21 protein-coding genes are annotated in these 21,783 nt (G+C 68.1%); 15 read left to right on the top strand and 6 right to left on the bottom strand.

Features of this window, described 5'->3' with window-relative positions; translation table 11 throughout:
- Nucleotides 1-32 precede the first annotated feature (32 nt).
- The 9 genes from FIV50_RS16725 to FIV50_RS16685 all read left to right on the top strand — a co-directional run bounded on the left by FIV50_RS16725 (nt 33) and on the right by FIV50_RS16685 (nt 9,487).
- On the top strand, nt 33-2,042 hold the full coding sequence (locus tag FIV50_RS16725) for a beta-galactosidase (protein WP_140038409.1): 2,010 nt from the start codon (nt 33-35) through the stop codon (nt 2,040-2,042).
- Nucleotides 2,039-2,968, top strand: a complete 930-nt coding sequence (locus FIV50_RS16720) for a carbohydrate ABC transporter permease (protein ID WP_140038408.1) — start codon at nt 2,039-2,041, stop codon at nt 2,966-2,968. The genes FIV50_RS16725 and FIV50_RS16720 overlap by 4 nt, the downstream gene beginning before the upstream one ends.
- Nucleotides 2,965-3,870, top strand: coding sequence for a carbohydrate ABC transporter permease (locus tag FIV50_RS16715; RefSeq protein ID WP_375137383.1), 906 nt, complete (start codon nt 2,965-2,967; stop codon nt 3,868-3,870). Before FIV50_RS16720 ends, FIV50_RS16715 begins: the two co-directional genes overlap by 4 nt.
- Nucleotides 3,871-3,957: 87 nt before the next feature.
- A complete protein-coding gene (locus tag FIV50_RS16710; protein WP_140038407.1) occupies nt 3,958-5,289 on the top strand; it encodes an ABC transporter substrate-binding protein in 1,332 nt (443 codons plus the stop codon).
- A gap of 71 nt (nt 5,290-5,360) precedes the next feature.
- Nucleotides 5,361-7,481, top strand: a complete 2,121-nt coding sequence (locus FIV50_RS16705; protein ID WP_140038406.1) for an alpha-galactosidase — start codon at nt 5,361-5,363, stop codon at nt 7,479-7,481.
- Nucleotides 7,482-7,642: 161 nt separating this feature from the next.
- Nucleotides 7,643-7,879, top strand: coding sequence for a 50S ribosomal protein L28 (gene rpmB, locus FIV50_RS16700; protein ID WP_042540533.1), 237 nt, complete (start codon nt 7,643-7,645; stop codon nt 7,877-7,879).
- Nucleotides 7,879-8,049 (top strand): 50S ribosomal protein L33, encoded by a 171-nt coding sequence (gene rpmG / locus FIV50_RS16695; RefSeq protein ID WP_017203558.1) that lies wholly within the window; start codon nt 7,879-7,881, stop codon nt 8,047-8,049. Before rpmB ends, rpmG begins: the two co-directional genes overlap by 1 nt.
- 3 nt (nt 8,050-8,052) lie before the next feature.
- Nucleotides 8,053-8,358 (top strand): 30S ribosomal protein S14, encoded by a 306-nt coding sequence (gene rpsN / locus FIV50_RS16690; protein WP_042540535.1) that lies wholly within the window; start codon nt 8,053-8,055, stop codon nt 8,356-8,358.
- Nucleotides 8,359-8,662: 304 nt separating this feature from the next.
- Nucleotides 8,663-9,487, top strand: a complete 825-nt coding sequence (locus FIV50_RS16685) for a type IV toxin-antitoxin system AbiEi family antitoxin domain-containing protein (RefSeq protein ID WP_258184321.1) — start codon at nt 8,663-8,665, stop codon at nt 9,485-9,487.
- Between the two features lie 230 nt (nt 9,488-9,717).
- Here the strand turns inward: FIV50_RS16685 and FIV50_RS16680 are convergent, their stop codons facing one another.
- Nucleotides 9,718-10,545, bottom strand: coding sequence for an alpha/beta hydrolase (locus FIV50_RS16680; protein WP_140038405.1), 828 nt, complete (start codon nt 10,543-10,545; stop codon nt 9,718-9,720).
- Nucleotides 10,546-10,671: 126 nt separating this feature from the next.
- Here FIV50_RS16680 and FIV50_RS16675 point away from each other — a divergent pair, with 126 nt between their 5' ends.
- From FIV50_RS16675 to FIV50_RS16665, 3 genes are all read left to right on the top strand, one after another.
- Nucleotides 10,672-11,280 (top strand): TetR/AcrR family transcriptional regulator, encoded by a 609-nt coding sequence (locus tag FIV50_RS16675; RefSeq protein WP_140038404.1) that lies wholly within the window; start codon nt 10,672-10,674, stop codon nt 11,278-11,280.
- A gap of 362 nt (nt 11,281-11,642) precedes the next feature.
- Nucleotides 11,643-11,930 (top strand): HU family DNA-binding protein, encoded by a 288-nt coding sequence (locus FIV50_RS16670; RefSeq protein WP_042541574.1) that lies wholly within the window; start codon nt 11,643-11,645, stop codon nt 11,928-11,930.
- Between the two features lie 85 nt (nt 11,931-12,015).
- Complete coding sequence (locus FIV50_RS16665; RefSeq protein WP_140038403.1) at nt 12,016-14,025, top strand: cytochrome c oxidase assembly protein; 2,010 nt, start codon at nt 12,016-12,018, stop codon at nt 14,023-14,025.
- 16 nt (nt 14,026-14,041) lie between these two features.
- On the opposite strand, the gene FIV50_RS16660 is transcribed toward FIV50_RS16665, so the two are convergent.
- The gene (locus tag FIV50_RS16660; RefSeq protein ID WP_140038402.1) at nt 14,042-15,115 is read right to left on the bottom strand and encodes a hypothetical protein; all 1,074 of its coding nucleotides are present in this window, start codon (nt 15,113-15,115) and stop codon (nt 14,042-14,044) included.
- A gap of 161 nt (nt 15,116-15,276) precedes the next feature.
- Between FIV50_RS16660 and FIV50_RS16655 the strand changes: the two genes are divergently transcribed.
- Nucleotides 15,277-16,671, top strand: a complete 1,395-nt coding sequence (locus FIV50_RS16655) for an ATP-dependent DNA helicase (protein ID WP_140038401.1) — start codon at nt 15,277-15,279, stop codon at nt 16,669-16,671.
- Between the two features lie 14 nt (nt 16,672-16,685).
- Here FIV50_RS16655 and FIV50_RS16650 read toward each other — a convergent pair whose 3' ends face one another.
- Together FIV50_RS16650 and FIV50_RS16645 are read right to left on the bottom strand one after the other, a co-directional pair.
- Nucleotides 16,686-17,333, bottom strand: coding sequence for a biliverdin-producing heme oxygenase (locus tag FIV50_RS16650; RefSeq protein ID WP_140038400.1), 648 nt, complete (start codon nt 17,331-17,333; stop codon nt 16,686-16,688).
- Between the two features lie 54 nt (nt 17,334-17,387).
- Nucleotides 17,388-17,702, bottom strand: coding sequence for a DUF2470 domain-containing protein (locus tag FIV50_RS16645; protein WP_140038399.1), 315 nt, complete (start codon nt 17,700-17,702; stop codon nt 17,388-17,390).
- A gap of 89 nt (nt 17,703-17,791) precedes the next feature.
- Between FIV50_RS16645 and FIV50_RS16640 the strand changes: the two genes are divergently transcribed.
- Together FIV50_RS16640 and corA are read left to right on the top strand one after the other, a co-directional pair.
- A complete protein-coding gene (locus tag FIV50_RS16640) occupies nt 17,792-19,075 on the top strand; it encodes a serine hydrolase domain-containing protein (protein WP_140038398.1) in 1,284 nt (427 codons plus the stop codon).
- Between the two features lie 50 nt (nt 19,076-19,125).
- Nucleotides 19,126-20,142: a magnesium/cobalt transporter CorA gene (gene corA, locus FIV50_RS16635; RefSeq protein WP_140038397.1), complete on the top strand. Its 1,017-nt coding sequence runs from the start codon at nt 19,126-19,128 to the stop codon at nt 20,140-20,142.
- Between the two features lie 10 nt (nt 20,143-20,152).
- Here corA and FIV50_RS16630 read toward each other — a convergent pair whose 3' ends face one another.
- Together FIV50_RS16630 and FIV50_RS16625 are read right to left on the bottom strand one after the other, a co-directional pair.
- The gene (locus tag FIV50_RS16630; RefSeq protein ID WP_140038396.1) at nt 20,153-20,377 is read right to left on the bottom strand and encodes a multidrug transporter; all 225 of its coding nucleotides are present in this window, start codon (nt 20,375-20,377) and stop codon (nt 20,153-20,155) included.
- Nucleotides 20,364-21,746 (bottom strand): APC family permease, encoded by a 1,383-nt coding sequence (locus tag FIV50_RS16625; protein WP_140038395.1) that lies wholly within the window; start codon nt 21,744-21,746, stop codon nt 20,364-20,366. The genes FIV50_RS16630 and FIV50_RS16625 overlap by 14 nt, the downstream gene beginning before the upstream one ends.
- Nucleotides 21,747-21,783: the final 37 nt, after the last annotated feature.

Raw genomic sequence — 21,783 nt, 5'->3', positions numbered from 1 at the left:
TGCACACATGAACCGCAAAGGAGCGTCACCGCATGGCCGCCGCAGTGTCCGACCGCATCGCCACCCTCTCCGCAGGGCGCGGCCTCGTCTTCGGATGCGACTACAACCCCGAGCAGTGGGATCGCAGCGTCTGGCCCGATGACGTGCGGCTCATGCAGCAGGCCGGTGTCGGACTCGTGGCGATCAACATCTTCGGCTGGTCGTCGATCAACCCGGCTCGGGGCGTGTGGGACTTCAGCGCACTCGACGAGATCATCGAGCTGCTGCACGCCGCGGGGATCCGCATCAACCTCGGCACCGGCACGGCCTCGCCCGCGCCGTGGCTCACCGCGCAGCATCCCGAGATCCTGCCCGTCGGTGAAGACGGCACCGTCTTCCAGCAGGGCGGCCGCCAAGGCTACTGCCCGAGCTCGCCGCTCTTCCGCGACTATGCCGCCGAGGTCGTCACCCGCGTCGTCGAGCGCTACGGAGACCACCCGGCCGTGTCGCTGTGGCACGTGTCGAACGAGCTGGGCTGCCACAACGCGCTCTGCTACTGCGACGCGAGCGCCGAGGCGTTCCGCGGCTGGCTGCGCGACCGTTACGACGACATCGATGCCCTCAACCGCGCGTGGGGCACGACGTTCTGGAGCCAGCGCTACAGCGACTTCGACGACGTGCGCGTGCCCGGCCAGGCCCTCTCGCTGCGCAATCCGGGTCAGATCCTCGACTTCCAGCGGTTCAGCTCCGACGAGCAGCTGGCGCTGTACCGAGCCGAGGCTGAGATCCTGCGCGAGCGCAGCGACGTGCCGGTCACGACCAACTTCATGGTCACCGCGCACATCCGCAATCTCGACTACTGGTCGTGGGCGGGCGAGATGGATCTGATCGCCAACGACCACTACCTCGACCGCCGCCTCGACGACGCGCGAGGCGAGCTCTCGTTCGCCGCCGACCTCACGCGCGGTCTCGCACAGGGTGCCCCGTGGCTGCTGATGGAGACCTCGACCGGTGCCGTCAACTGGCAGCCCTACAACCTCGCCAAGGCCCCGGGCGAGCTGCAGCGCAACATCGCCGCGCACATCGCCCGCGGCGCCGACGGCATCTGCTTCTTCCAGTGGCGGGCCTCGACGCAGGGGGCCGAGAAGTACCACACAGCCCTCGTTCCCCACGCGGGTGAGGACTCCGACCAGTGGCGCGAGGTCGTCGAGCTCGGCGGTCTGCTCGACCGCCTCGGTGAGGTCGCCGGCACCCGCGTCGCCGCCGACGCCGCGCTGTTCTTCTCGTGGGAGAGCTGGTGGGCCACCGAGAACGAGGGCCGCCCGAGCGAGGGGCTCACGTACCTCGGCCAGGTGCACGCCGCGCACGCGGCGCTGTCGGATGCCGGCGTCACCACCGACGTCGTCCGTCCGGGCGCGGACCTCGACGGCTACCGCCTGCTGATCGTCCCCGCCCTGCACCTCATCAGCGACGCGGATGCCGCGGCGATCGCGCGTGCGGTCGAGAACGGCGCGACCGCCCTGATCACCTTCTACAGCGGCATCGTCGACGAGGAAGACCGCGTGCGCACCGGCGGCTACCCCGGAGCGTTCCGCGACCTGCTCGGCATCCGCTCGGAGGAGTTCGCTCCGCTGCTTCCCGGAGAGACCGTGTTCCTCACCGACGGCACGAGCGGATCGGTATGGGCCGAGCGACTCAAGACGACGGATGCCGAGATCGTGGCGTCTTTCGCCGACGGCCCCGCCGCCGGCGGGCCCGCGCTCACCCGTCGCGAGGTGGGGGAGGGCGCGGCCTGGTTCGTCGCCACGCAGCCCGACCGCATCGCCTACCGGGATCTGATCGCCCGCCTCGCCGCGGATGCGGGCGTCGCGCCGCACGCGGGGGCGAGCCGCGACGTCGAGATCGTCCGTCGCTCAGGCGCGAACGGCAGCTTCCTGTTCGTCATCAACCACGGCGACTCCGCCGCCGAGATCGGCGCCACGGGGCACGACCTCGTCACCGACGCACCCGCCACCGGCTACGTTCCCGCGGGGGCAGTCCGCATCATCAAGGAGGATGTATGACCACCACGCTCACCGCTCCGGCGGTCGCCTCAGCGCCCCGGGCGCCGGGCCGCCGCCGACGGATTCCGCACAAGGGCGCCATCGCGTTCCTCATCGTGCCCTTCGGCGTGCTGTTCGCGCTGTTCTACGTCGTGCCGATCGCGTATGCGTTCTGGCAGTCGCTGCTCGTCGTCGAGCGCGACGGCACCTTCGGCAAGGCCGAGCAGGTGTTCGGCGGCCTCACGCAGTACGTGCTCGTCTTCCAGAACGAGGCGTTCTGGAGCTCGATGGGGCGGATGCTGACGTTCGGCGTCGTGCAGGTGCCGGTCATGCTCGGCCTCGCCCTGCTGTTCGCGCTGCTGCTCGACTCGCCGCTCGTGCGAGGCAAGCGCTTCTTCCGTCTCGCGTTCTTCGTGCCCTACGCGGTGCCCGGTGTCATCGCCGCGATCATGTGGGGTTCGCTGTTCTCGCCCAACCTGTCGCCGTTCACCGCGATCACCAAGAACATCGACTTCCTCGGTGCTGATCTGGTGCTGTGGTCGATCGCGAACGTCGTGACCTGGGTCTACGTCGGCTACAACATGCTGATCATCTACTCGGCGCTGCTGTCGATCCCGCAGGAGCTCTATGAGGCGGCGATCCTCGACGGCGCGGGCCAGTGGCGCATCGCCTGGTCGATCAAGATCCCGCTGGTGCGCCCGGCGATCGTGATGACCGCGATCTTCTCGATCATCGGCACGCTGCAGCTGCTCGCCGAGCCCCAGGTCTTCCGCTCGTTCAGCTCGGCCGTGACCAGCACCTTCACCCCGAACATGACCGTGTACGCCACGGCATCCATCCCGAACACCAACCTGGCGGCCGCCTTCTCGGTCGTGCTCGCCGTGACGACGTTCGTGCTGTCGTTCGGGTTCATGAAGTACATGCAGCGCAAGGAGCAGAACGCATGAGCACCATGTCGATCGTCGCCCCTGGGCGGGGCTCCCGCGGCAAGGCCCCGCGCGGAAAGGCCGCTCGCGAGTCGGGCATCTCCCGCACGGGAGCGATGCTGATCATGGCCGTGTTCACGGTCTACTTCCTGCTCCCGCTGTGGTGGCTGCTCGTCGCATCGAGCAAGGAGACCGGCGACATCCTCACCACCGCCCCGCTGTGGTTCGCCGACTTCCACCTGTTCGACAACATCGCCGAGCTGTTCGCCTACCGCGACGGCGTCTACCTGCGCTGGCTGATGAACTCGGTGCTCTACGCGGCCCTCGGCGGTGCCATCGCGACCCTGCTCGCCGCCATGGCGGGCTACGCGCTGGCGAAGTACCGCTTCCCTGGTCGCGATCTGATGTTCGACATCGTGCTCGGCGGGGTGCTCGTGCCCGCCACCGCTCTCGCGCTGCCCCTGTTCCTGATCTTCAGTCAGGCGCAGCTGACCAACACGTTCTGGTCGGTCTTCCTGCCCTCGATCGTGAGTCCGTTCGGTGTGTATCTGGCCAGGATCTTCGCGGCCTCGTCGGTGCCCGACGAGCTGCTCGAGGCGAGTCGGCTCGACGGGGCGGGCGAGATCCGCACGTTCTTCACCGTCAGCATCCGTCTGATGACCCCGGCACTGGTGACGATGTTCCTCTTCCAGTTCGTGGCCATCTGGAACAACTTCTTCCTGCCGATGATCATGCTGCGATCCGAAGACCTCTTCCCCGTGGTCTTCGGTCTCTACAACTGGAACAACCAGCTGAATCAGCTGCCGGAACTCCGGGGTCTCGTGCTGATCGGCGCTCTGCTGTCGGTCATCCCGCTGATCGTCACATTCCTCCTGCTCCAGCGCTTCTGGCGCAACGGACTGGGCGCCGGCGCCCTGAAGTGAGCAGGCAGCCGCCCGGACCGACCGGACGGCGCACCACCCGCACCATCCCTCACCCGCACCACCCATCGCATCCACGAAAGGATCGAAATGCAGCATTCGAAGATGAAGGCAGCCGCTGTCATCGCCATCTCGGCGTTCGCGCTCGCCGGTTGCTCGGCATCCGGCGGAGACAGCTCCGGCACGGGCGGCGACGCCGCCTCGTGCACTCCGGCGGACGGCGACGTCACGCTCGAGTTCACCTCCTGGATCCCCGGCATCGAAGACGTCGTCGAGATCTGGAACGAGGCCAACCCCGAGATCCAGGTCGACGTGCAGACCGGCCCGAACGGCAACGGCGGCACGTACCAGAACTTCTTCAACCAGATCAAGGCGGGCGACGCTCCCGACCTCGGCCAGATCGAGTACGACGCCCTGCCGAACTTCCTCGTGCAGGACGGCCTCGAAGACCTCAGCGCCTGCGAAGACGTGGTCGCCGCCGAAGACCAGTTCGTCGACTGGGCCTGGGGCCAGGTGACTCTCGGCACCGAGGGCGTCTACGGCGTGCCGCAGGACACGGGCCCCATGGGGCTGTTCTACCGTGCCGACCTGTTCGAGCAGAACGGCATCGAGATCCCCACCACGTGGGACGAGTATCGCGAGGCCGCCGTGAAGATCCGCGAACTCGGCGGGTACATCACCAACTTCTCGCAGTCCGACATCAACCAGTTCGCGGGCTTCGCCTGGCAGGACGGCGCGCAGTGGTTCTCGAGCGACGACGAGGGCTGGACGGTCTCGCTCGCCGACGACGCCACCGCCACGGTCGCCGACTACTGGCAGAGCATGCTCGACGACGACCTGGTCGCGACGGTCCCCGCGTGGACCGACGAGTGGAACAACGCCTACAACTCCGGTCAGGTCTGGACCTGGAACTCCGCCGTCTGGGGCGCCAACTCGATCTCGAGCGGCGCGCCCGACACCGCGGGCAACTGGGCCGTCGCGGCGCTCCCGCAGTGGGAGGAGGGCGGATCCGCCGCCGGCAACTGGGGCGGTTCGTCGACCGCGGTCCTCAAGGGCAGCGAGCACCTCTACGAGGCGACGAAGTTCGCGCTGTGGCTCAACACGTCGGATGAGGCGCTGACCGCGCTCGCCGAGGCGGCCAACCTCTACCCGGCCACCACCGCCGGCCTCGACCTTCCGGTCTACGCCGAGGGTGTGGAGTTCTACGGCGGCCAGAAGATCTACGACGTCTTCGCCGACGCCGCCACCCAGGTCTCGCCCGACTTCGCGTGGGGCCCGACCATGACCCAGACCTACTCGGACGTGTCCGACGGGTTCAAGGCCGCGGTCTCGGGCAGCGGCACGCTGCTCGACGCGATCGAGAAGGGTCAGACGGCCACCGTCGACGCGCTCAAGGCCGCGTCGATCCCCGTCAAGGAGTAACACCCCTCGGAGGCCCGCCCGTATGCTCACGGGCGGGCCTCCCTTTCGTCTGTGACCCGTCTGGAGCGGCAATGAGCGAACTCGTCCACCTGACCTCCGGCGGCGTCAGCGTCGTCATCGACACGACCACTGCGCGGCTGCTGCACTGGGGCGCGGCACTGGATCACGCCGACCTCGACGCGCTTGCAGGGTCGTCGACCGGCTCGGTGACGTTCAGCTCGTTCGATGCTCCGCGCACCTTTCCGCTGCTCGCGGTCGAAGCCGACGGGTGGTCAGGGGCACCGGCGCTGGCCTGGCATCGGGGCGGGATGCACGGCGCGCCGCTGCTGCGATCGACGGGGTGGCAGTCGACGGCGACGTCGCTGCGCGCGGAGTTCTCGGATGCCGCGGCGGGAGTCACGGTCGTGCTCGACCTCGCACTGGATGCCGGGGGCGTGCTGACCGCGCAGCTGTCGGTCACCAGCACTCTCGACGGCGCCGAGCCGCTGGATCTGCTCGCCGCTCGCATCCTGCTGCCGGTGCCCGCGCATGCGACCGAGGTGCTCGACCACACCGGTCGCTGGACCGGCGAGCGGCACCCGCAGCGCGGCGTGCTTCGGCACGGAGCGCACCTGCGCCAGGTTCGTCGAGGCCGCGGCGGGCACGATGCGCCCTATCTGACCGCGGTCGGCACCGACGGATTCGGCTTCCGCAGCGGCGAGCTGTGGACAGCGCACGTCGCGTGGAGCGGCGACCTCGAGGTCGGGGTCGAGCGCCTGCCCGAGGGCGCCGGGGTGCACGGCTCGGTGCTCGGCGGGGGAGAGCTGCTGCTGCCGGGCGAGATCCGACTCGGCGCGGGCGAGACCTACGTGTCGCCGCAGGTGTTCCTCACCTACGGCGAGAGCGGGCTCGACTCGGTGTCTGCACGCCTGCACTCGACGGTGCGATCGTTCGCCGCGCACCCGACCACGCCGCGCCCCCTCGTGCTGAACACCTGGGAGGCGGTGTACTTCGACCACGATCCCGCGAAGATCATCGAGCTCGCCGAGGCCGCGGCATCCGTCGGGGTGGAGCGCTTCGTGCTCGACGACGGCTGGTTCCGCGGGCGCCCCGACGACCGCTCGGGGCTCGGCGACTGGTTCATCGACGACGCCAAATGGCCCGACGGCCTGCGCCCGCTCGCCGATCACGTGCACGGTCTCGGGATGCGGTTCGGTCTCTGGTTCGAGCCCGAGATGGTGAATCCCGTGTCCGACCTCGCGGCGCAGCATCCGGACTGGGTGCTGCAGGCGTCGTCCGACTCGCCGACCTGGCGGCATCAGAAGGTGCTCGACCTCTCGAACCCGGATGCCGCGGCCTACCTCTTCGAACGCATCGACGCCTTGGTCGCCGAGGTCGGCATCGACTTCATCAAGTGGGATCACAACCGCGATCTGCATGCGGCGGTGTCGCCGCGCACGGGTCGTGCCTCGGTGCACGAGCAGACCGCCGCGTTCTACGCCCTGCTCGATGCGCTGCGCGAGCGGCATCCGGCGTTGGAGATCGAATCGTGCGCGAGCGGCGGCGCCCGCGTCGACCTCGGCGTGCTGCAGCGCACCCAGCGTGTCTGGGCGTCGGACTCGAACGACCCGATCGAGCGGCAGCGCATCCAGCGCTGGACCGGCACGCTCGTGCCTCCCGAGCTCGTCGGCTCGCACGTCGGTCCGCCGATCGCCGAGACCACGCACCGTGCGGCATCCCTGCCGTTCCGCATGACGACCGCGCTGTTCGGGCATGCCGGCATCGAGTGGGACATCACCCGGTGCACGTCGGAGGAGCGCGAGATGCTGTCGCGGTGGACCGCGCTGTATCGCGAACTGCGTCCGCTGCTGCATTCGGGCGTCACTGTGCGCAGTGACGAGGTCGACGACGAGACCCTGTTGCACGGTGTGGTCGCTCCCGACGGCTCGCGCGCGGTGTTCGCGTGGGTTCGCCTGGGTGCCTCGGTCGACGGGTTCACTCCACGCACCCGCATCCCCGGTCTGGTCGTGGGGGAGCGGTACCGGTTGCGCGTGCGCGAGGACCTCGGGTCGGTGTCGCGGCATCAGGTCTCCGACCCCGCGTGGCTGGATTCCGGGGTCGAGGCCACGGGGGCGTTCTTCGAGTCGGTCGGCGTGCCCCTGCCGCTGCTCGCACCGGGGGCCGCGCTGCTGCTCGAGGCCGTTCGGCTCTGATTCCGGACCGTGCTAAACTGACTCTTTGTCTGCGCACACTCCTGTGCGTAGTTCGCGTGCTTCCCCTTCTTCAGCCGAGAGATCGGCGCTGCGGGGTGGCGCGCAGACAAGGGATCTTGGGTGAGGCCGTCCGGCCTCACGGTATAGAAGGAGTCACCATCATGGCAGCAGTGTGCCAGGTGACCGGAGCTGTTCCCGGCTTCGGTCACAACGTCTCGCACTCGCACCGCCGGACGAAGCGCCGCTTCGACCCGAACGTGCAGAAGAAGACCTATTTCGTCGCTTCGCTCGGTCGTAAGATCACGCTCAACGTGTCCGCCAAGGGCATCAAGGTGATCGATGTCCGCGGCATCGAGAACGTGGTCAAGGACCTCCAGGCGAAGGGTGTGAAGCTCTAATGGCCAAGAAGGCTCAGGACGTACGTCCGATCATCAAGCTGCGTTCGACGGCAGGTACGGGTTACACGTACGTGACGAAGAAGAACCGCCGCAACACCCCCGACCGCCTCGTGCTCAAGAAGTACGACCCGGTCATCCGTCAGCACGTCGAATTCCGAGAGGAGCGTTGATCAATGGCTAAGAAGAGCAAGATCGCTCGCAACGAGCAGCGCAAGGTCATCGTCGAGCGTTACGCAGAGCGTCGCGCCGAGCTGAAGAAGACCCTGGTCGACCCGAACGCCACCGACGAGGCCCGCGAGGCCGCACGCGTCGGCCTGCAGAAGCTGCCGCGCAACGCGTCGCCGGCTCGCGTGCGTTCGCGCGACGTCATCGACGGCCGCCCCCGCGGTGTCCTCACGAAGTTCGGCGTCTCGCGCGTCCGCTTCCGTGACATGGCACACCGTGGCGAGCTGCCCGGTGTCACCAAGTCGAGCTGGTAAGTCTCAGCAGACAAGCCGAAAGGGGCGAGGATCTTCGGATCCTCGCCCCTTTCGCTGTTCTGTCTCCTCTGCGCCTCGGGAGGAGAACTGCCCTTCGGGAGGAGCGATCTCGAGATTTCCTCCTCCCGAGGCGCAGTCCTCCTCCCGACGGATGTTCGCGCGCGCGGGCTGTGCGGGCGTATACGGGACGTGTCGGCTGCGAGGGCGGCGGACCTTTTCTGCACGGACGGGGATCTGAGGCAGCGGGACACGAATCGTGGATGCCGTGTCGATGGCGGATGCGGCCATCAGCGATCCTCGACGGGTGAACCCCAGACAGGCGCTGACGCAGCGCGACGGCGTGGCCCGCACCGAGACCCTGAGACGGCTCGGGGTCAGCAGGCATGCGCTTCGATCGTCTGTTCAGAGGGGTGACGTCATCGCTGTTCGCCGCGGGTGGGTCGCGCTGCCGGATGCCGACCCGATGCTCCTTGCGGCTGCCCGCCGCGGAGTGTTCCTGAGCTGTGTCACGCTCGCCGCGCGGAAAGGGCTGTGGGTGCTCGGTGACGTGCAGCCGCACGTCGCGGCTCCGGCACGATCAGGCCACGTGACGTTGTCCCGCGGCACAGTGCATTGGAACGAACCGGTGTTCCCGCGTGATCCTGATTCGCGCGAGGACTCGCTCGAGAACGCGCTGATCCTGGTCGCGGGGTGTCAGCCGTATGAGAGTGCCCTTGCGACCTGGGAGTCGGCCATGCGACAGAACCTCATCGCGCCCGGCATCCTCGAGCGCGCACCGCTTCCGCCCGCTGCTCGACGTCTGCTCGCGGATGCGCGGCAGTTCGCCGATTCCGGTACCGAGAGCATCTTCCAGGTGCGCCTGAGGTGGCTGGGGATCCCCGTCGTGCCGCAGGTCTGGATACTCGGCCATCGGGTCGACTTCGTCATCGGTGAGCGACTGGTCATTCAGATCGACGGCGGTCATCATGTCGGTGAACAGCGGACGAGCGACATCGCCCACGATGCTCTCCTGAAGCTGCACGGCTATCACGTGATCCGCATCGGCTACGGCCAGCTGATGAGCCAGTGGGCGCAGGTGCAGCAGGTGATCCTGACCGCGGTCGGGCAGCGTCTCCACGTTGCGGCCTGAGCCACCCGCATCCGCATCTCTCTCCCTGCCCGCATCCCTTCGCACCCCTCTGCACCTTCTCCCGTGCCCGCACGGGCATCCCTCGGGAGGAAGACTGCGCTTCGGGAGGAGAGAATCCGCAGATCCCTCCGCCCGAGGCGCAGTTCTCCTCCCGAGGCGCAGCGCGATGTGGGGCGAGAGCGGCGCGGTCCTCCCGAGCCCCGAGGGACCCACCCCCGCACACCCGCACATCAGGCGACGGATGCTGTCGCGTGCGCCACCGCCCAGGTCAGCGCGTAGTCGGCGATCTCTTCCCAGCCGTCCTGGCTGACGAGGCGGTGCGTGCGGCCGGCGTACTCCCTGTAGTCGACGACTGCGGGGCTGCCGGACGAGCGGTACTTCTTGACGATCGCACGTCCGATGGCCGGCGGCACCACGTGGTCGATCTCGCCCGTGATCACGAGCAGCGGCGCGCGGTCGGCGCGTGCGTAGTCGACGTGGGTGACGCCGCCCTTCTCGTTGAGCACCGAGGTCACGCCTTCGAAGAAGACCCTGTTGTAGGAGTTCACGGCGTATTCCTCCCAGAGCGCGTCGGATGCTGCACGCGAGAGGTCGTTGCCGAACGTGAAGTGGAAATGGCGCTTCGACAGCGGCTTTGCGCCGTTGCGTCCGAAGGGGTTCGAGAGGATCGGCGTTCCGGTCCAGAGCGTCGAGAGGGGGAGTGCGGTGACGCCGGCGGTCTGTCCAGGGGCGACCCCTACGTAGGCGGAGCCGAGGCCGCGGTCGGCGAGCATCTGTGTGAGCACGCCGCCGAACGAGTGGCCCATGATGATCGGCTTCACCGGAAGCGCGCGGATGATGCGCTCGTAATTGTCGGCGATCTGCTTGAGGCCGATGCCTTCGAGGGCGGACGGATCGCGGCGGATGTCTTCGACCGAGCGGTCGTCGATGCCGGGCCACCCCGGGATGATCACCTCGTGGCCCAGTGCGCGGAAGCGCTCGGCCCAGGTGTTCCAGCTCTTCGGGGTCATCCAGAGTCCGTGGATCAGGACGATCGGGGTCTTCTCGGTGCTGTTCATGGTCTCGTCTCCTGTTTCTGCTCCCGCCTGGTGCGGATGCGTTACGCTGATAGTAGACCGAACGTTCTATCTACCGCAACCTATTCCCGAAAATCACATTCGGATGACACGATGAGAGGGATCACCATGAAGACCACGACTCCCATCCCGGCTCCGACGACGACTCCGAAGCGTCCGAGCGCCGCGCGCACCCGACTGATCGACAGCGCCACGCGGCTCTTCTATGAAGAGGGGATCCATGCGGTGGGCGTCGACCGCATCATCGACGAGGCCGCCGTCACCAGGGCGACGCTCTACAAGCAGTTCGGGGGCAAGGAGAATCTCGTCCTCGCGTACCTGCGCAACGAAGACGAGATGCTGCGCTCGATGTTCGCCGAGGCGGGCGAAGCGGTGACCGAGCCGGCACAGCTCGTCGACGCCGTGATCGAGGGCATCTCCGCCGACATCCGCCTCAGGCACACGCGCGGCTGCCCGTTCATCAACGCGGCGGCGGAGTATCCGGATGCCGACGGCGCGGTGCGACGGCTGATCGACGAGCACCGCGAGTGGTTCCGGTCGACCCTGCAGGCCGTCGCCGAGCAGGCCGGACTAGAGAGCCCCGCCGACGTCGCGGCATCCCTCGTCCTGCTGCGCGACGCAGCCCTCGTCGGCGGCTACCTCGACGGAGACGAGCACGTCACCCCGGCGTTCGCGCGCACCGCCCGCTCGGTCGTCGCATCCCACCGTCCGCGCTGACGCACATCCCTCGGGACTGCGCCCCGGGCGGAAGGCTGCGCTTCGGGAGGAGAGGCTGAGCAGAACTCTCCTCCCGAGGCGCAGTGCGCCTCCCGAGGCGCAGTGCGATGCAGGGACGAGGCCCACCGTGCAGACCCGCCGCGAGCCGCGGAACGGCGGTGTTCGACCGCCGAACAAGGCACCACAGGGGTCACATTCGTCACTTCTGCACCACGACACGCCGCCGAAAACCCCAAAACCCGCGAAATGACGCGGAAATGTGGGCGGTGGTTGGTACATTCAAGGCGGTCACTCGACCAACGGAGGGCAGTCGCCCTTCGAACACCAACGATGCGACGGGAACCTCGTCGCTGGAGGATGACATGGCTGACAAGTCCATCACCAAGACCGAGCTCGTCGCGAGCATCGCTTCCGCCACCGGCCAGAGCCAGGCCACCGTCTCGGGTGTCCTCGACGCGCTGTTCTCCTCGGTCTCCGACGCTGTTGCCAAGGGCAGCAAGGTCTCGATCCCGGGCTGGATCTCGTTCGAGCAGGTCGCAACCGCAGCTCGCACGGGCCGCAACCCGCAGACCGGCGCCGAGATCAAGATCCCGGCCGGCCACCGCGTCAAGGTGACCGCTGGTTCCAAGCTCAAGGCTGCCGTCAAGTAAGACTGCACCTCTTCGAAGGCCGCTCCCGATCCGTCGGGGGCGGCCTTCGTGCTCCCGCCCCGATTCCGCGGCTTAGGCTTGAGGGGTGAGTGCCCGCGCCGTGCAGACCCCGAACCGCTCCGCGTATCGCGCGGCCGGAGTCGGAATCCTGCTCGCGACCGGATTGATCGGCGTGCTCATCGCCCTCGTGATCGGCGGAGGTGCGGCGCCGCTGCTGCTGCAGGATCCGGGTCCGTTCGTGCGCTGGGCCACACCCATCGTCAAGCTCGTGATGAACATCGCGGCCGCGGCGATGCTGGGCTCGCTCGTGCTGGCCCTGTTCGCACTGCGCAGCGAGGAGAAGTCGTTCGACACCGCCCTCAACACGGCCTCGGCGGGTGCGGCCGTCTTCACGGTCACCGCGGGCATCAGTGGATTCTTCACGTTCATGGCCGCCTTCAACCCGCAGCTGAGTGCCGAGCGCGAGTTCGGCGAGCAGCTCGGACGATTCCTGCTGCAGCTGCCGCTCGGTCAGTCGTGGCTGATCACCACGATCATGGGCTCGGTGATCACCGTGCTCGCGTTCGCGTGGCGCACGTGGACGCCCACCCTGATCACGGCGATCCTCGCCGCGGCATCCTTCCTCCCGCTGGCGACCCAGGGCCACTCCGGCGAGCTCGCCGGACACAACATCGCCGTGAACTCGATCCTGCTGCACACGATCGGCGCGGCGGTGTGGCTCGGCGGCCTGCTGCTCGTCGTGATCCTGCGCGACCGGTCGGGCGTGGGCACCGCGCGGCTGGTCAGCCGCTACTCGAGTCTCGCGATCGCCGCCTTCGCGGTCGTCGCGATCTCGGGCCTGGCGCGTTCCATCGTCTCCTTCGGCGACATCTCTCAGCTCTGGACGCCCTACGGCACGATCCTGCTCGTCAAGGTCGTGCTGCTGGTCGGTATGGGCCTGCTCGGCGCCTGGTACCGCATCCGCCTGATCCCTCGTCTCGAGGGGGCTGGAGCCGCACGCTGGTTCTGGATGCTGGTGCTGTGCGAGGTCGCGCTGATGGGGCTCGCCTCAGGTGCGGCCGCCGCGCTCGCCCGCACCCCTCCGCCCACCGGCGAGGAGGCCGCGTTCGTGCAGACGCCGGCCGAGAACCTCACGCGCTCACCGCTGCCTCCCGAGTTCACGATCGACCGCTGGTTCACGGCGTGGGACATCGACGTGCTCTGGCTGGTGGCCGCCGGTTTCGGTCTCTTCCTCTATCTCGCAGGGGTGCGCCGTCTGCGCCTGCGGGGCGACCGCTGGCCGATCCACCGCACCGTCTTCTGGGTGCTGGGCATGCTGATGCTGCTGTGGGTCACCGGCGGCCCCATCAACGCCTATCAGGAATATCTCTTCAGCGTGCACATGCTGGGGCACATGATGCTGTCGATGGCCATCCCGCTGCTGCTGGTCTCGGGCGCGCCGGTCACCCTCGCCCTCCGTGCGATCCACAAGCGCGACGACGGCACCCGTGGCGGCCGCGAATGGATCATGTGGGCGGTGCACTCGCCGTTCTCGAAGGTCGTCACCCACCCGTTCGTCGCGGCGGGCATCTTCATCCTGTCGCTGTGGGCCTTCTACTTCACCGACCTCGTGCGCTGGTCGATGTTCGAGCACCTCGGCCACGAGTGGATGGTCGCCCACTTCCTCATCTCCGGATACCTGTTCGTGCTGAGCCTGGTCGGCGCCGACCCCGTGCCGTACCGCCTGCCGTACCCCGGACGCCTCATCACCCTGATCGCGATCATGGCCATGCACGCCTTCTTCGGCGTCGCGATCATGATGCAGGAGGGGCTCATGGTCGCCGACTGGTTCGGGTCGATGGGGCGCACGTGGGGCCCGACGCCGCTCGAAGACCAGTACATCGGCGGTGGCATCGCGTGGTCGATCGGTGAGATCCCGACCCTGATCCTCGCGATCACCGTGGCGATCCAGTGGAGCCGCAGTGACACCAAACTGCAGAAGCGCCGCGACCGGCATGCCGATCGCACGGGCGAGGCGGAGCTCGAGGAGTACAACGAGAAGCTCGCGGCCCTCGCAGCGCGCGACCTGCGTCAGGCCGAGCGCGAAGCGCGCTGACCCTGCACGGGGCGGATCAGCCCGTCGACTCCTCGTCGGGAGAACCGACCCGGATCGACACCTTTCCGTCCGGGAGGATCGTGATCGACCCATTGACCTGGAACGGGACGTCTTCCGAGACCTCCTGAACCGAGCCGTCGAAGAGCGACCGGATCTCGACGTCGACGTGTGCGACCGCATCCGTCGGAGGGATCCTCCAGTGCCCGCCGTCGGGAACGACACTCACCTGGGGCTGAACCGTGATCGACCACTTCGGCAGCGAGGCGAGGCGGTTGCGGACCTCTAGGCCGAACGGGCACGCTGTCGGCTGCAGCACCTCCTGCGTGGTGCACTCTGTGAGGAACTCCTCGACGCGCTGCTGCACCACGGCGACGAAGTCGGGCGTGGGCTCGGTCTGCACGTCGACGGGGGTGGTGGCGAGCGGGGTGTCTGCCAGCACTCCGACACCGTCGGAGGAGGCGATCGCCGTGTCGACGGTGACCGAGTAGACCCCGGGCGTGAAGACCAGCAGCGGCAGGGGATCGAGGGGGGCGGCCTGCGCACCCGCGGCCGACACCTGGCGGCGGTCCATCTCGAATCCGTTGACGGCGAACTGGTCGGCTCCGCGCAGCGTGAGCTCGACCACGGCCAGAGGGCTCGTCGTGAAGCGCCAGTTCGGGGTGACGCCCGCCCAGCCGTCCTGCTCGACGGTGAAGGTGGTCGTGCCGGCGTAACCGCTCGCCGTGTACGAGACGGTCACCTCGGTCTTGCCGGCGTCGTCACGCTCCTCCGACGTCACCTCGACGTCGGTGAGCGGGGCGAGCGCCGAATGGCGCAGCAGAGCCTCGGACGCTGTGGCTCCGAGGCCCGCGACCTCGAGTGTCTCTCGATCGATCGCGACACCCGGTACGCGAAGGGCATCGGCCGCTCGGCCTTCGGAGAGCAGATCGAGGTAGCGCACGACGAAGGCCGACGGGCCGTAGAACTGCTGGTAGAGGGTGGCCCCGCCTGCGCCGAGGGCGGCGACGAGCACGAGGCCGACCACCGCGAGCATCGCGAGATCGGCAGCGAGGCGCGAACGCCGGGGCGCCTTCGTCTCGACCTGCTGCATGGCGTCAGTCTAGAAGCGCGGCCTGGGACGATGCCGTGCGCGGGTCGCCGTGCGTCGGCGGTGATCGCTGTGTCCTTCGGATGCCGGGTGCGCGCCGCCACGTAGCATGGGGAGGCACGATCTCCACGTGCACTCCCGCCTCCCAGCCGTGTGAGAGAACCGTGTCGCTTCCCGCCCTGTCCGAAGAGCAGCAAGAGCTGTTCCGGCTGATCGAGGACACCAGCGAGCACGTCTTCATCACCGGTCGCGCGGGCACCGGCAAGTCGACCCTGCTGCAGTACTTCTCGTGGAACACGAAGAAGCAGATCGCGATCTGCGCACCCACCGGTGTCGCCGCGCTGAACGTCGAGGGCCAGACGATCCACTCGCTGTTCCGCCTGCCGATCGGTCTGATCGGCGATTCGGACATCGATCAGAACGACAACACGCGACGGATCCTCAACGCGATCGAGACTCTCGTGATCGACGAGATCTCGATGGTCAACGCCGACCTGATGGATGCGATCGACCGTTCGCTCCGTCAGGCACGGGGCAAGCGCGGCATCCCGTTCGGCGGAGTGCAGATCGTGATGTTCGGCGATCCGTATCAGCTGGCCCCCGTGCCGCCGCGCGGCGACGAGCTGCGCTATGTGAAGGACCACTACCGGTCGTTCTGGTTCTTCGACGCCAAGGTCTGGGCCGGCTCCGCCGGAGGCGAGGCGCCGGAGGAGGAAGAGGGTCTCTTCGCCGTCGACACCCGCGCCGAGCTGCACGTGCGCGAGCTCGTGCAGATCCACCGGCAGTCGGATGACGGCTTCAAGGCCATGCTGAACGCGGTGCGGTACGGCCGGGTCACGGCTGAGATCGCCGGAGTGCTCAACACGCAGGGCGCGCGCACGCCACCCGACCCGGAGCCGGGCGAGGTGCCGATGATCACGCTCGCCACGCGCAACGACATCGTGAACACCATCAACAGCCGACACCTCGCGGCGCTTCCGGGCAAGGAGCAGACCGCGAAGGCCGAGGTCAGCGGAGAGTTCGGAAGGGGCGAAGCATCGCTGCCCGCCGAGCCGGAGCTCAAGCTGAAGATCGGTGCGCAGGTGATGTTCCTCCGCAACGACACCTCGATGTCGGGTGAGCCGCCGCGGTGGGTGAACGGCACGATCGGCACTGTCGTGCGCATCCTCGGCGAGACCGTGCGCGTCGAGATCGACGGAGACGAGGTCGACGTCGAGCCCGCGGTCTGGGAACGCTTCCGCTACTCGTATGAGGCGAGCACCAAGAAGCTGTCCCGCGACGTCGTCGCGGAGTTCACGCAGTTCCCGTTGCGTCTCGCCTGGGCCGTCACGATCCACAAGTCGCAGGGCAAGACCTACGACCGCGCCATCATCGACCTCGGGTCCGGCGCGTTCGCACCGGGGCAGACCTACGTCGCGCTCTCACGGCTCACATCGCTCGACGGGCTCTACCTCTCGAGGGCGCTGCGCCCGAGTGACATCCGCGTCGACGAAGACGTGCGCCGCTTCATGCGCGACGCGTGGCTCGCGGCATCCACCCCTGAGGTGGGGAAGGCCTGAGGCGTGAGCGCGTGTCAGGCGGCGACGCGTGCGCGGTCGAGGTCCTCGAACAGCTCGGTGTTGAAGCGGTAGGCGAGGAGCACCTCGTCGATCACGCGCTCGCGCTCGGCGTCGTCCCACGGCGCGGCGTCGAGCTGCTCGCGGTAGACGTCCTTGAACGCGGACGGGTCGGCGATGTCGTCGAACAGGTAGAAGCCGATGCCGTTGGTCTCGAAGCCGAAGCGGCGTGCCATCACTCGTCCGATGAAGATGCCACCCGACAGGTCGCCGAGGTAGCGCGTGTAGTGGTGCGCGACGAAGCCTCCGGCCCAGGTCGCGCCCACCTGACGGATGCGCTCGACGTAGCGCTGCGTGGTGGGCAGTGCGACGATCTCGTCGCGCCAGCCGGCGCCGAGCAGGAACTCGAGGTCGGCCTCGAGTGCCGGAAGACGGGTCAGCTTGTCGCTGAGGAAGACGGATGCCACGGGGTCGCGGCGCATGCGCTCGCCCGCGCCTTCGAGGGCCTCGTAGATGAAGTAGTGCTGTGCGACGAGCGCGATGTAGTCCTCGCGCGAGCCCTCGCCCTTGAGCAGGTCGGACATGAAGCCGGCACCCTCGCTGCGCGAGTGCGAACCGGAGGAGCGCTCACGGAGGGCTGCGGAGAAGGAGAGGATCTCGGACATGTGCCAAGTGTAAGGGTGACCTAACCTGGAGCGAAAGCCCGATATCTCAGAGAGTCATGCGTGCGGCCGCGGCTCGACCCCGAGCTTCTCGCACGCGAGATCGTACAGCGCGACGACTTCGCGGCGCACGGCGGGTCGCTCGGTGATGGGGCCCGAGGGCCATGCGATGCGCACCTCGGAGGCGATACCCGCGCGGGTGACCGTCCAGACGCCGCCGTCGCCGTCGAGGTCCGTCATCACGGCATCGCTGATCTCGCCGTCCTCGACGGCTGAGAAGGCGCGCGTGATGAGCAGATTGTCGTCGGAGTGATCGCCGTTCATGTGGCGCAGGATGGCGGAGACGACCTCGGCGTCGAAGATGTGGGGCATGCTGATCACCCTAAAGGGGCCCCGGCGATGCGATCTTTCAGGAACGGCGTTCTAGACTCGGGAGACACGTCTTCCGGGGGTCCCCTTTCATGCAGCTTCTCTCGTCGCGCACGTTCCGCGCAGCAGCGGCCGGCGTCGCCGTGCTCGGGCTCTTCCTCACCGGCTGCACAGCCGAGCCGGAGTTCAGCTACGAGCCGCCGTCTCAAGTCGATGGCGCACTGCCCGACGACACCGTCGCCGCCATGGAGGCAGCCGTCGCCAACGCGCTCGCCGCGTCGGGGGCGTCGGGTGCTGTCGTGGGCGTGTGGGCTCCCTGGAGTGGCAGCTGGGTCGCCGGAGTCGGCACGCAGGGGCCCGGTTCCGATGAGGAGATCAGCACGGACATGGCCTTCCGCGTCGCAGACATGACACGGCTCATGACGTGCGATGTGCTCTACGGCCTGGTCGATGAGGGCGTGGTCGACCTCGACGACCCCGTGACCGAATACGTCTCGGGCGTTGCCGATATGAAGGACACCACGCTTCTCGACCTGTGCAACAGCACCAGCGGGATCGGTTCGTCCGAGGCCACCGCACAGGCGGCGTGGTTCACCACTCCCGAGCGCGTGTGGGCGCCGCTCGAGCTCGCAGCCTACGGCCTCGGCGCCCCGCGCGCCACGCCGAAGACGACCTACACCAACTCCGATGCCGGCTACCTGCTGCTCGGACTCGCCCTCGAGCGGGCATCGGGCCTCACGGCATCCGAGTTGATCTCCGAGTACGTGACCCAGCCGCTCGGTCTCTCCCAGACGTCGCTACCCTCGCCGGCCGCAGCTGCGCCCTCGACGGGGCCGGTCATGAACGGGCACTATCTGACGCCCATCGAGGGCGGATACAACTGTGCGGCCCCGACCGACATCACCACGCTGTCGTCGAGCACCGGGTACACCGACTCCGGCGTCGTGTCGACGATCGAGGAGCTCGGCCGGTACGCCCAGGCCGAGGCTGCGCAGGAGCTGCGGACGAAGGAAGAGCCGAATCGCTTCGGAGCTCCGTTGCCGCAGAGCCCCGAGGCGCCCTCATGGTTCCAGGCCACCGGAGGAGCCCTGCTCGTCGGATCGATGGTCGGACAGTCGGGATGGACTCCCGGGTACCAGACGTCGGCGTTCTCCGACCCGGAGACCGGCTTCACGGTCGCGGTGTCGCTGAACGACTCGACGACCGGCGGGTTGACCGCGATGTTCCTGGCATGGGAGCTCGCCGCGATCGCATCGAAGGCTCCCGCAGCCGCTGGCCAGACGGCCCCCGAGTTCGGACTGCCGTTCACGGCCGAGCAGTACCACCAGGAGATCACCGACTCTGCGATCCCCTGCGTCGCGCCGCCCGCCGGCTGACCTCGGAGGCGGACGACCGGTCCGCGGCCCGACTGATGGAGGGAGCGCCGATGGCGATCATCGACAACGCGATCTACGTCGGCGGCATCCGTACCGAGAATCCGCGGAGCCTCAGCGAGACCTTCGAGGTGCTGCGCGAGCGCGGAGGCATGAGCTGGATCGGCCTGTACCGACCGAGTGAAGCTGAGATCCGCGAGGTCGCCGACGAGTTCGGCATCCATGCGCTCGTCGTCGAGGATGCGCTCTCGGGGCACCAGCGCTCGAAGCTCGAGCGGTACGGCGACGTGCTGTTCATGGTGCTGCGCTCCGCTCGGTACCTGGATGCCGCGGAGGAGGTCGAGTTCGGCGAGATCCACGTGCTCGTGGGGCCGGATTTCGTGGTGACGATCCGTCACGCGGAGTCTCCTGACCTCGGACGCGTTCGGCGCCGCCTCGAAGACGACCCCGCACTCCTGAAGCTCGGCCCTGAGGCCGTGCTCTACGCGATCCTCGACGAGGTGGTCGACGAGTACGCACCGGTGCTCGCCGGGCTCGAGAACGACATCGACGAGATCGAGAGCCAGCTCTTCGAAGACGGAGTCGACGCCACGCAGCGCATCTACGAGCTGGGCCGAGAGGTGATCGACTTCCAGCGGGCGGTGCAGCCTCTGGCCGGGATGCTCGACTCGCTGCTGCGCGGGTCTGCGAAGTACCAGGTCGACGAGGAGCTGCAGCGGTATCTGCGCGATGTGCTCGACCACACCCTGCGTGTCTCAGAGCGGGCGAACACTTTCCGCACCGTGCTCGACAACGCTCTGACCGTCGAGTCGACGATCGTCGCGCGCCGGCAGAACGAGGAGATGCGGCGGATGACCGAGCTGAGCATCCGTCAGAACGACGAGGTGAAGAAGATCTCGGGCTGGGCGGCGATCCTGTTCGCTCCGACCCTCGTCGGCACGGTCTACGGCATGAACTTCGACCACATGCCCGAGCTGCACTGGACGCTCGGCTATCCCATGGCGGTCGCGCTGATGGTCGGCATGGGCTTCGGCCTCTACTGGGCGTTCAAACGCAAGGGCTGGCTGTAACCCGCGCCGGTCACCGCTCCGGTTGGTCGTCGGTCTCGACTCCGGGCCCGGGGCCGGGGCGCACCGCAGCGTCGGGGGCGATGTCGATGCGGGTGTTGCCGTCGTGCTCGGAGACCTCGATGCGGGGCGCGGCGTCGGCATCGGTCGCGTCCGGTGCCGAGGTCAGCTGATCGTGGCGCTTCTCTTCGCTGGTCATGGCGTCGTCGGACTCGTGGGTGTGCTCAGGCGTGCTCATGGTTCTCCTTCGTGGTGGGGGATGAGGGGTCTTCGTCAGTGCTGTGCGTCCGGGCACGGTTCCGGCTCCAGCGGGCGAGCAGATAGAGCACGCCGCCGACGGCCAGCAGGATCGCGCCGAACAGCCAGACGACGGGGCGCTGCTGGCTGAGCAGCAGGATGCACGACGCGATGCCGAGCACCGGGATGACGGTCCAGATGCGGAAGTGGTCGTGTTCGACCCGGTCGCGCCGCAGCACGAGCACCGAGACGTTGACGCTGACGAAGACGAACAGCAGGAGCAGCACGACGGTCTCAGCGAGCGTCGCCAGGTCGCCGACCAGCGTCAGGCCCATCGCGACGAGGGTCGTGGTGAGGATCGCCACCCAGGGGGTCTTGCGGTTCGGCAGCACGCGGCCGAGCACCGGGGGCAGCAGGTTCTGCTCGGCCATCCCGTAGGTCAGCCGGCTGACCATGATCATGGTCAGCAGCGCACCGTTGGCGACGGCGATCAGGGCGATCAGGCTGAACAGCCATGAGGGGATGCTGGCGCCGGCGGCCTCGACGACCGAGAGCAGCGGGCCGCTCGACTCCTGCAGCTCGGATGCCGGCAACGCGATCGAGCTGGCGACGCCCACGAGCACATACACCGCGCCGGCGGTGAAGAGTGCGCCGAAGAGCGCGCGCGGGTAGGTGCGCCGCGGGTTCTTGACCTCTTCGATCATGTTCGCCGAAGTCTCGAACCCGACGAAGGAGTAGTACGCGATCACCGCTCCGGCGAGCACAGCCATCGCCGCGGGAGTCCCCTCAGGAGTCTGCGTGAGCCGCGAGGCGTCGCCACCGCCACCGGCCACGAACACACCCACCACGACGATGACGATCACGAGACCGCTCAACTCGATCGCGGTCATGACGAGATTCGCGCCGAGCGACTCGCGGATGCCGCGGGCGTTGAGCGCTCCGACGATGGCGAGGAAGACGATCGCGACGGGGATCGTCGGCAGGTCGAAGAACGTGCCCAGGTAGTCGCCGGCGAAGGCGATCGCCAGACCGGCGGCGCTCGTCACACCCGCCGCGAGCATGCTGAATCCGACCAGGAACGACACGATCGGGCTGCGGAAGGCGCGCTCGGCGAAGACTGATGCCCCGCCCGCGCGCGGGTACTTGGTGACGAGTTCGGCGTACGACCCCGCGGTCAACAGGGCGAGCAGGAGCGCGAGCAGCAGCGGTGCCCACAGCATCCCGCCGACCTTCTCGGAGAGCACTCCCATCAGCGCGTAGATCCCGGCGCCGAGCACATCGCCCAGGATGAAGGCGAACAGCAGGGGGCCGGTGATGGCGCGACGCAGCCGGGTGGGCTCCTCCGCGGTCGCGGCAGTGTCGGAAGTCATTCCGAAACCGTACGAAATCGGCGCTCGCACGGCGACG

Source organism: Microbacterium foliorum (assembly GCF_006385575.1).
GTDB lineage: Bacteria > Actinomycetota > Actinomycetes > Actinomycetales > Microbacteriaceae > Microbacterium > Microbacterium foliorum_B.
Note: the sequence above shows the minus strand (reverse complement) of the source record. Positions and strands in the feature narration are given on the sequence as shown.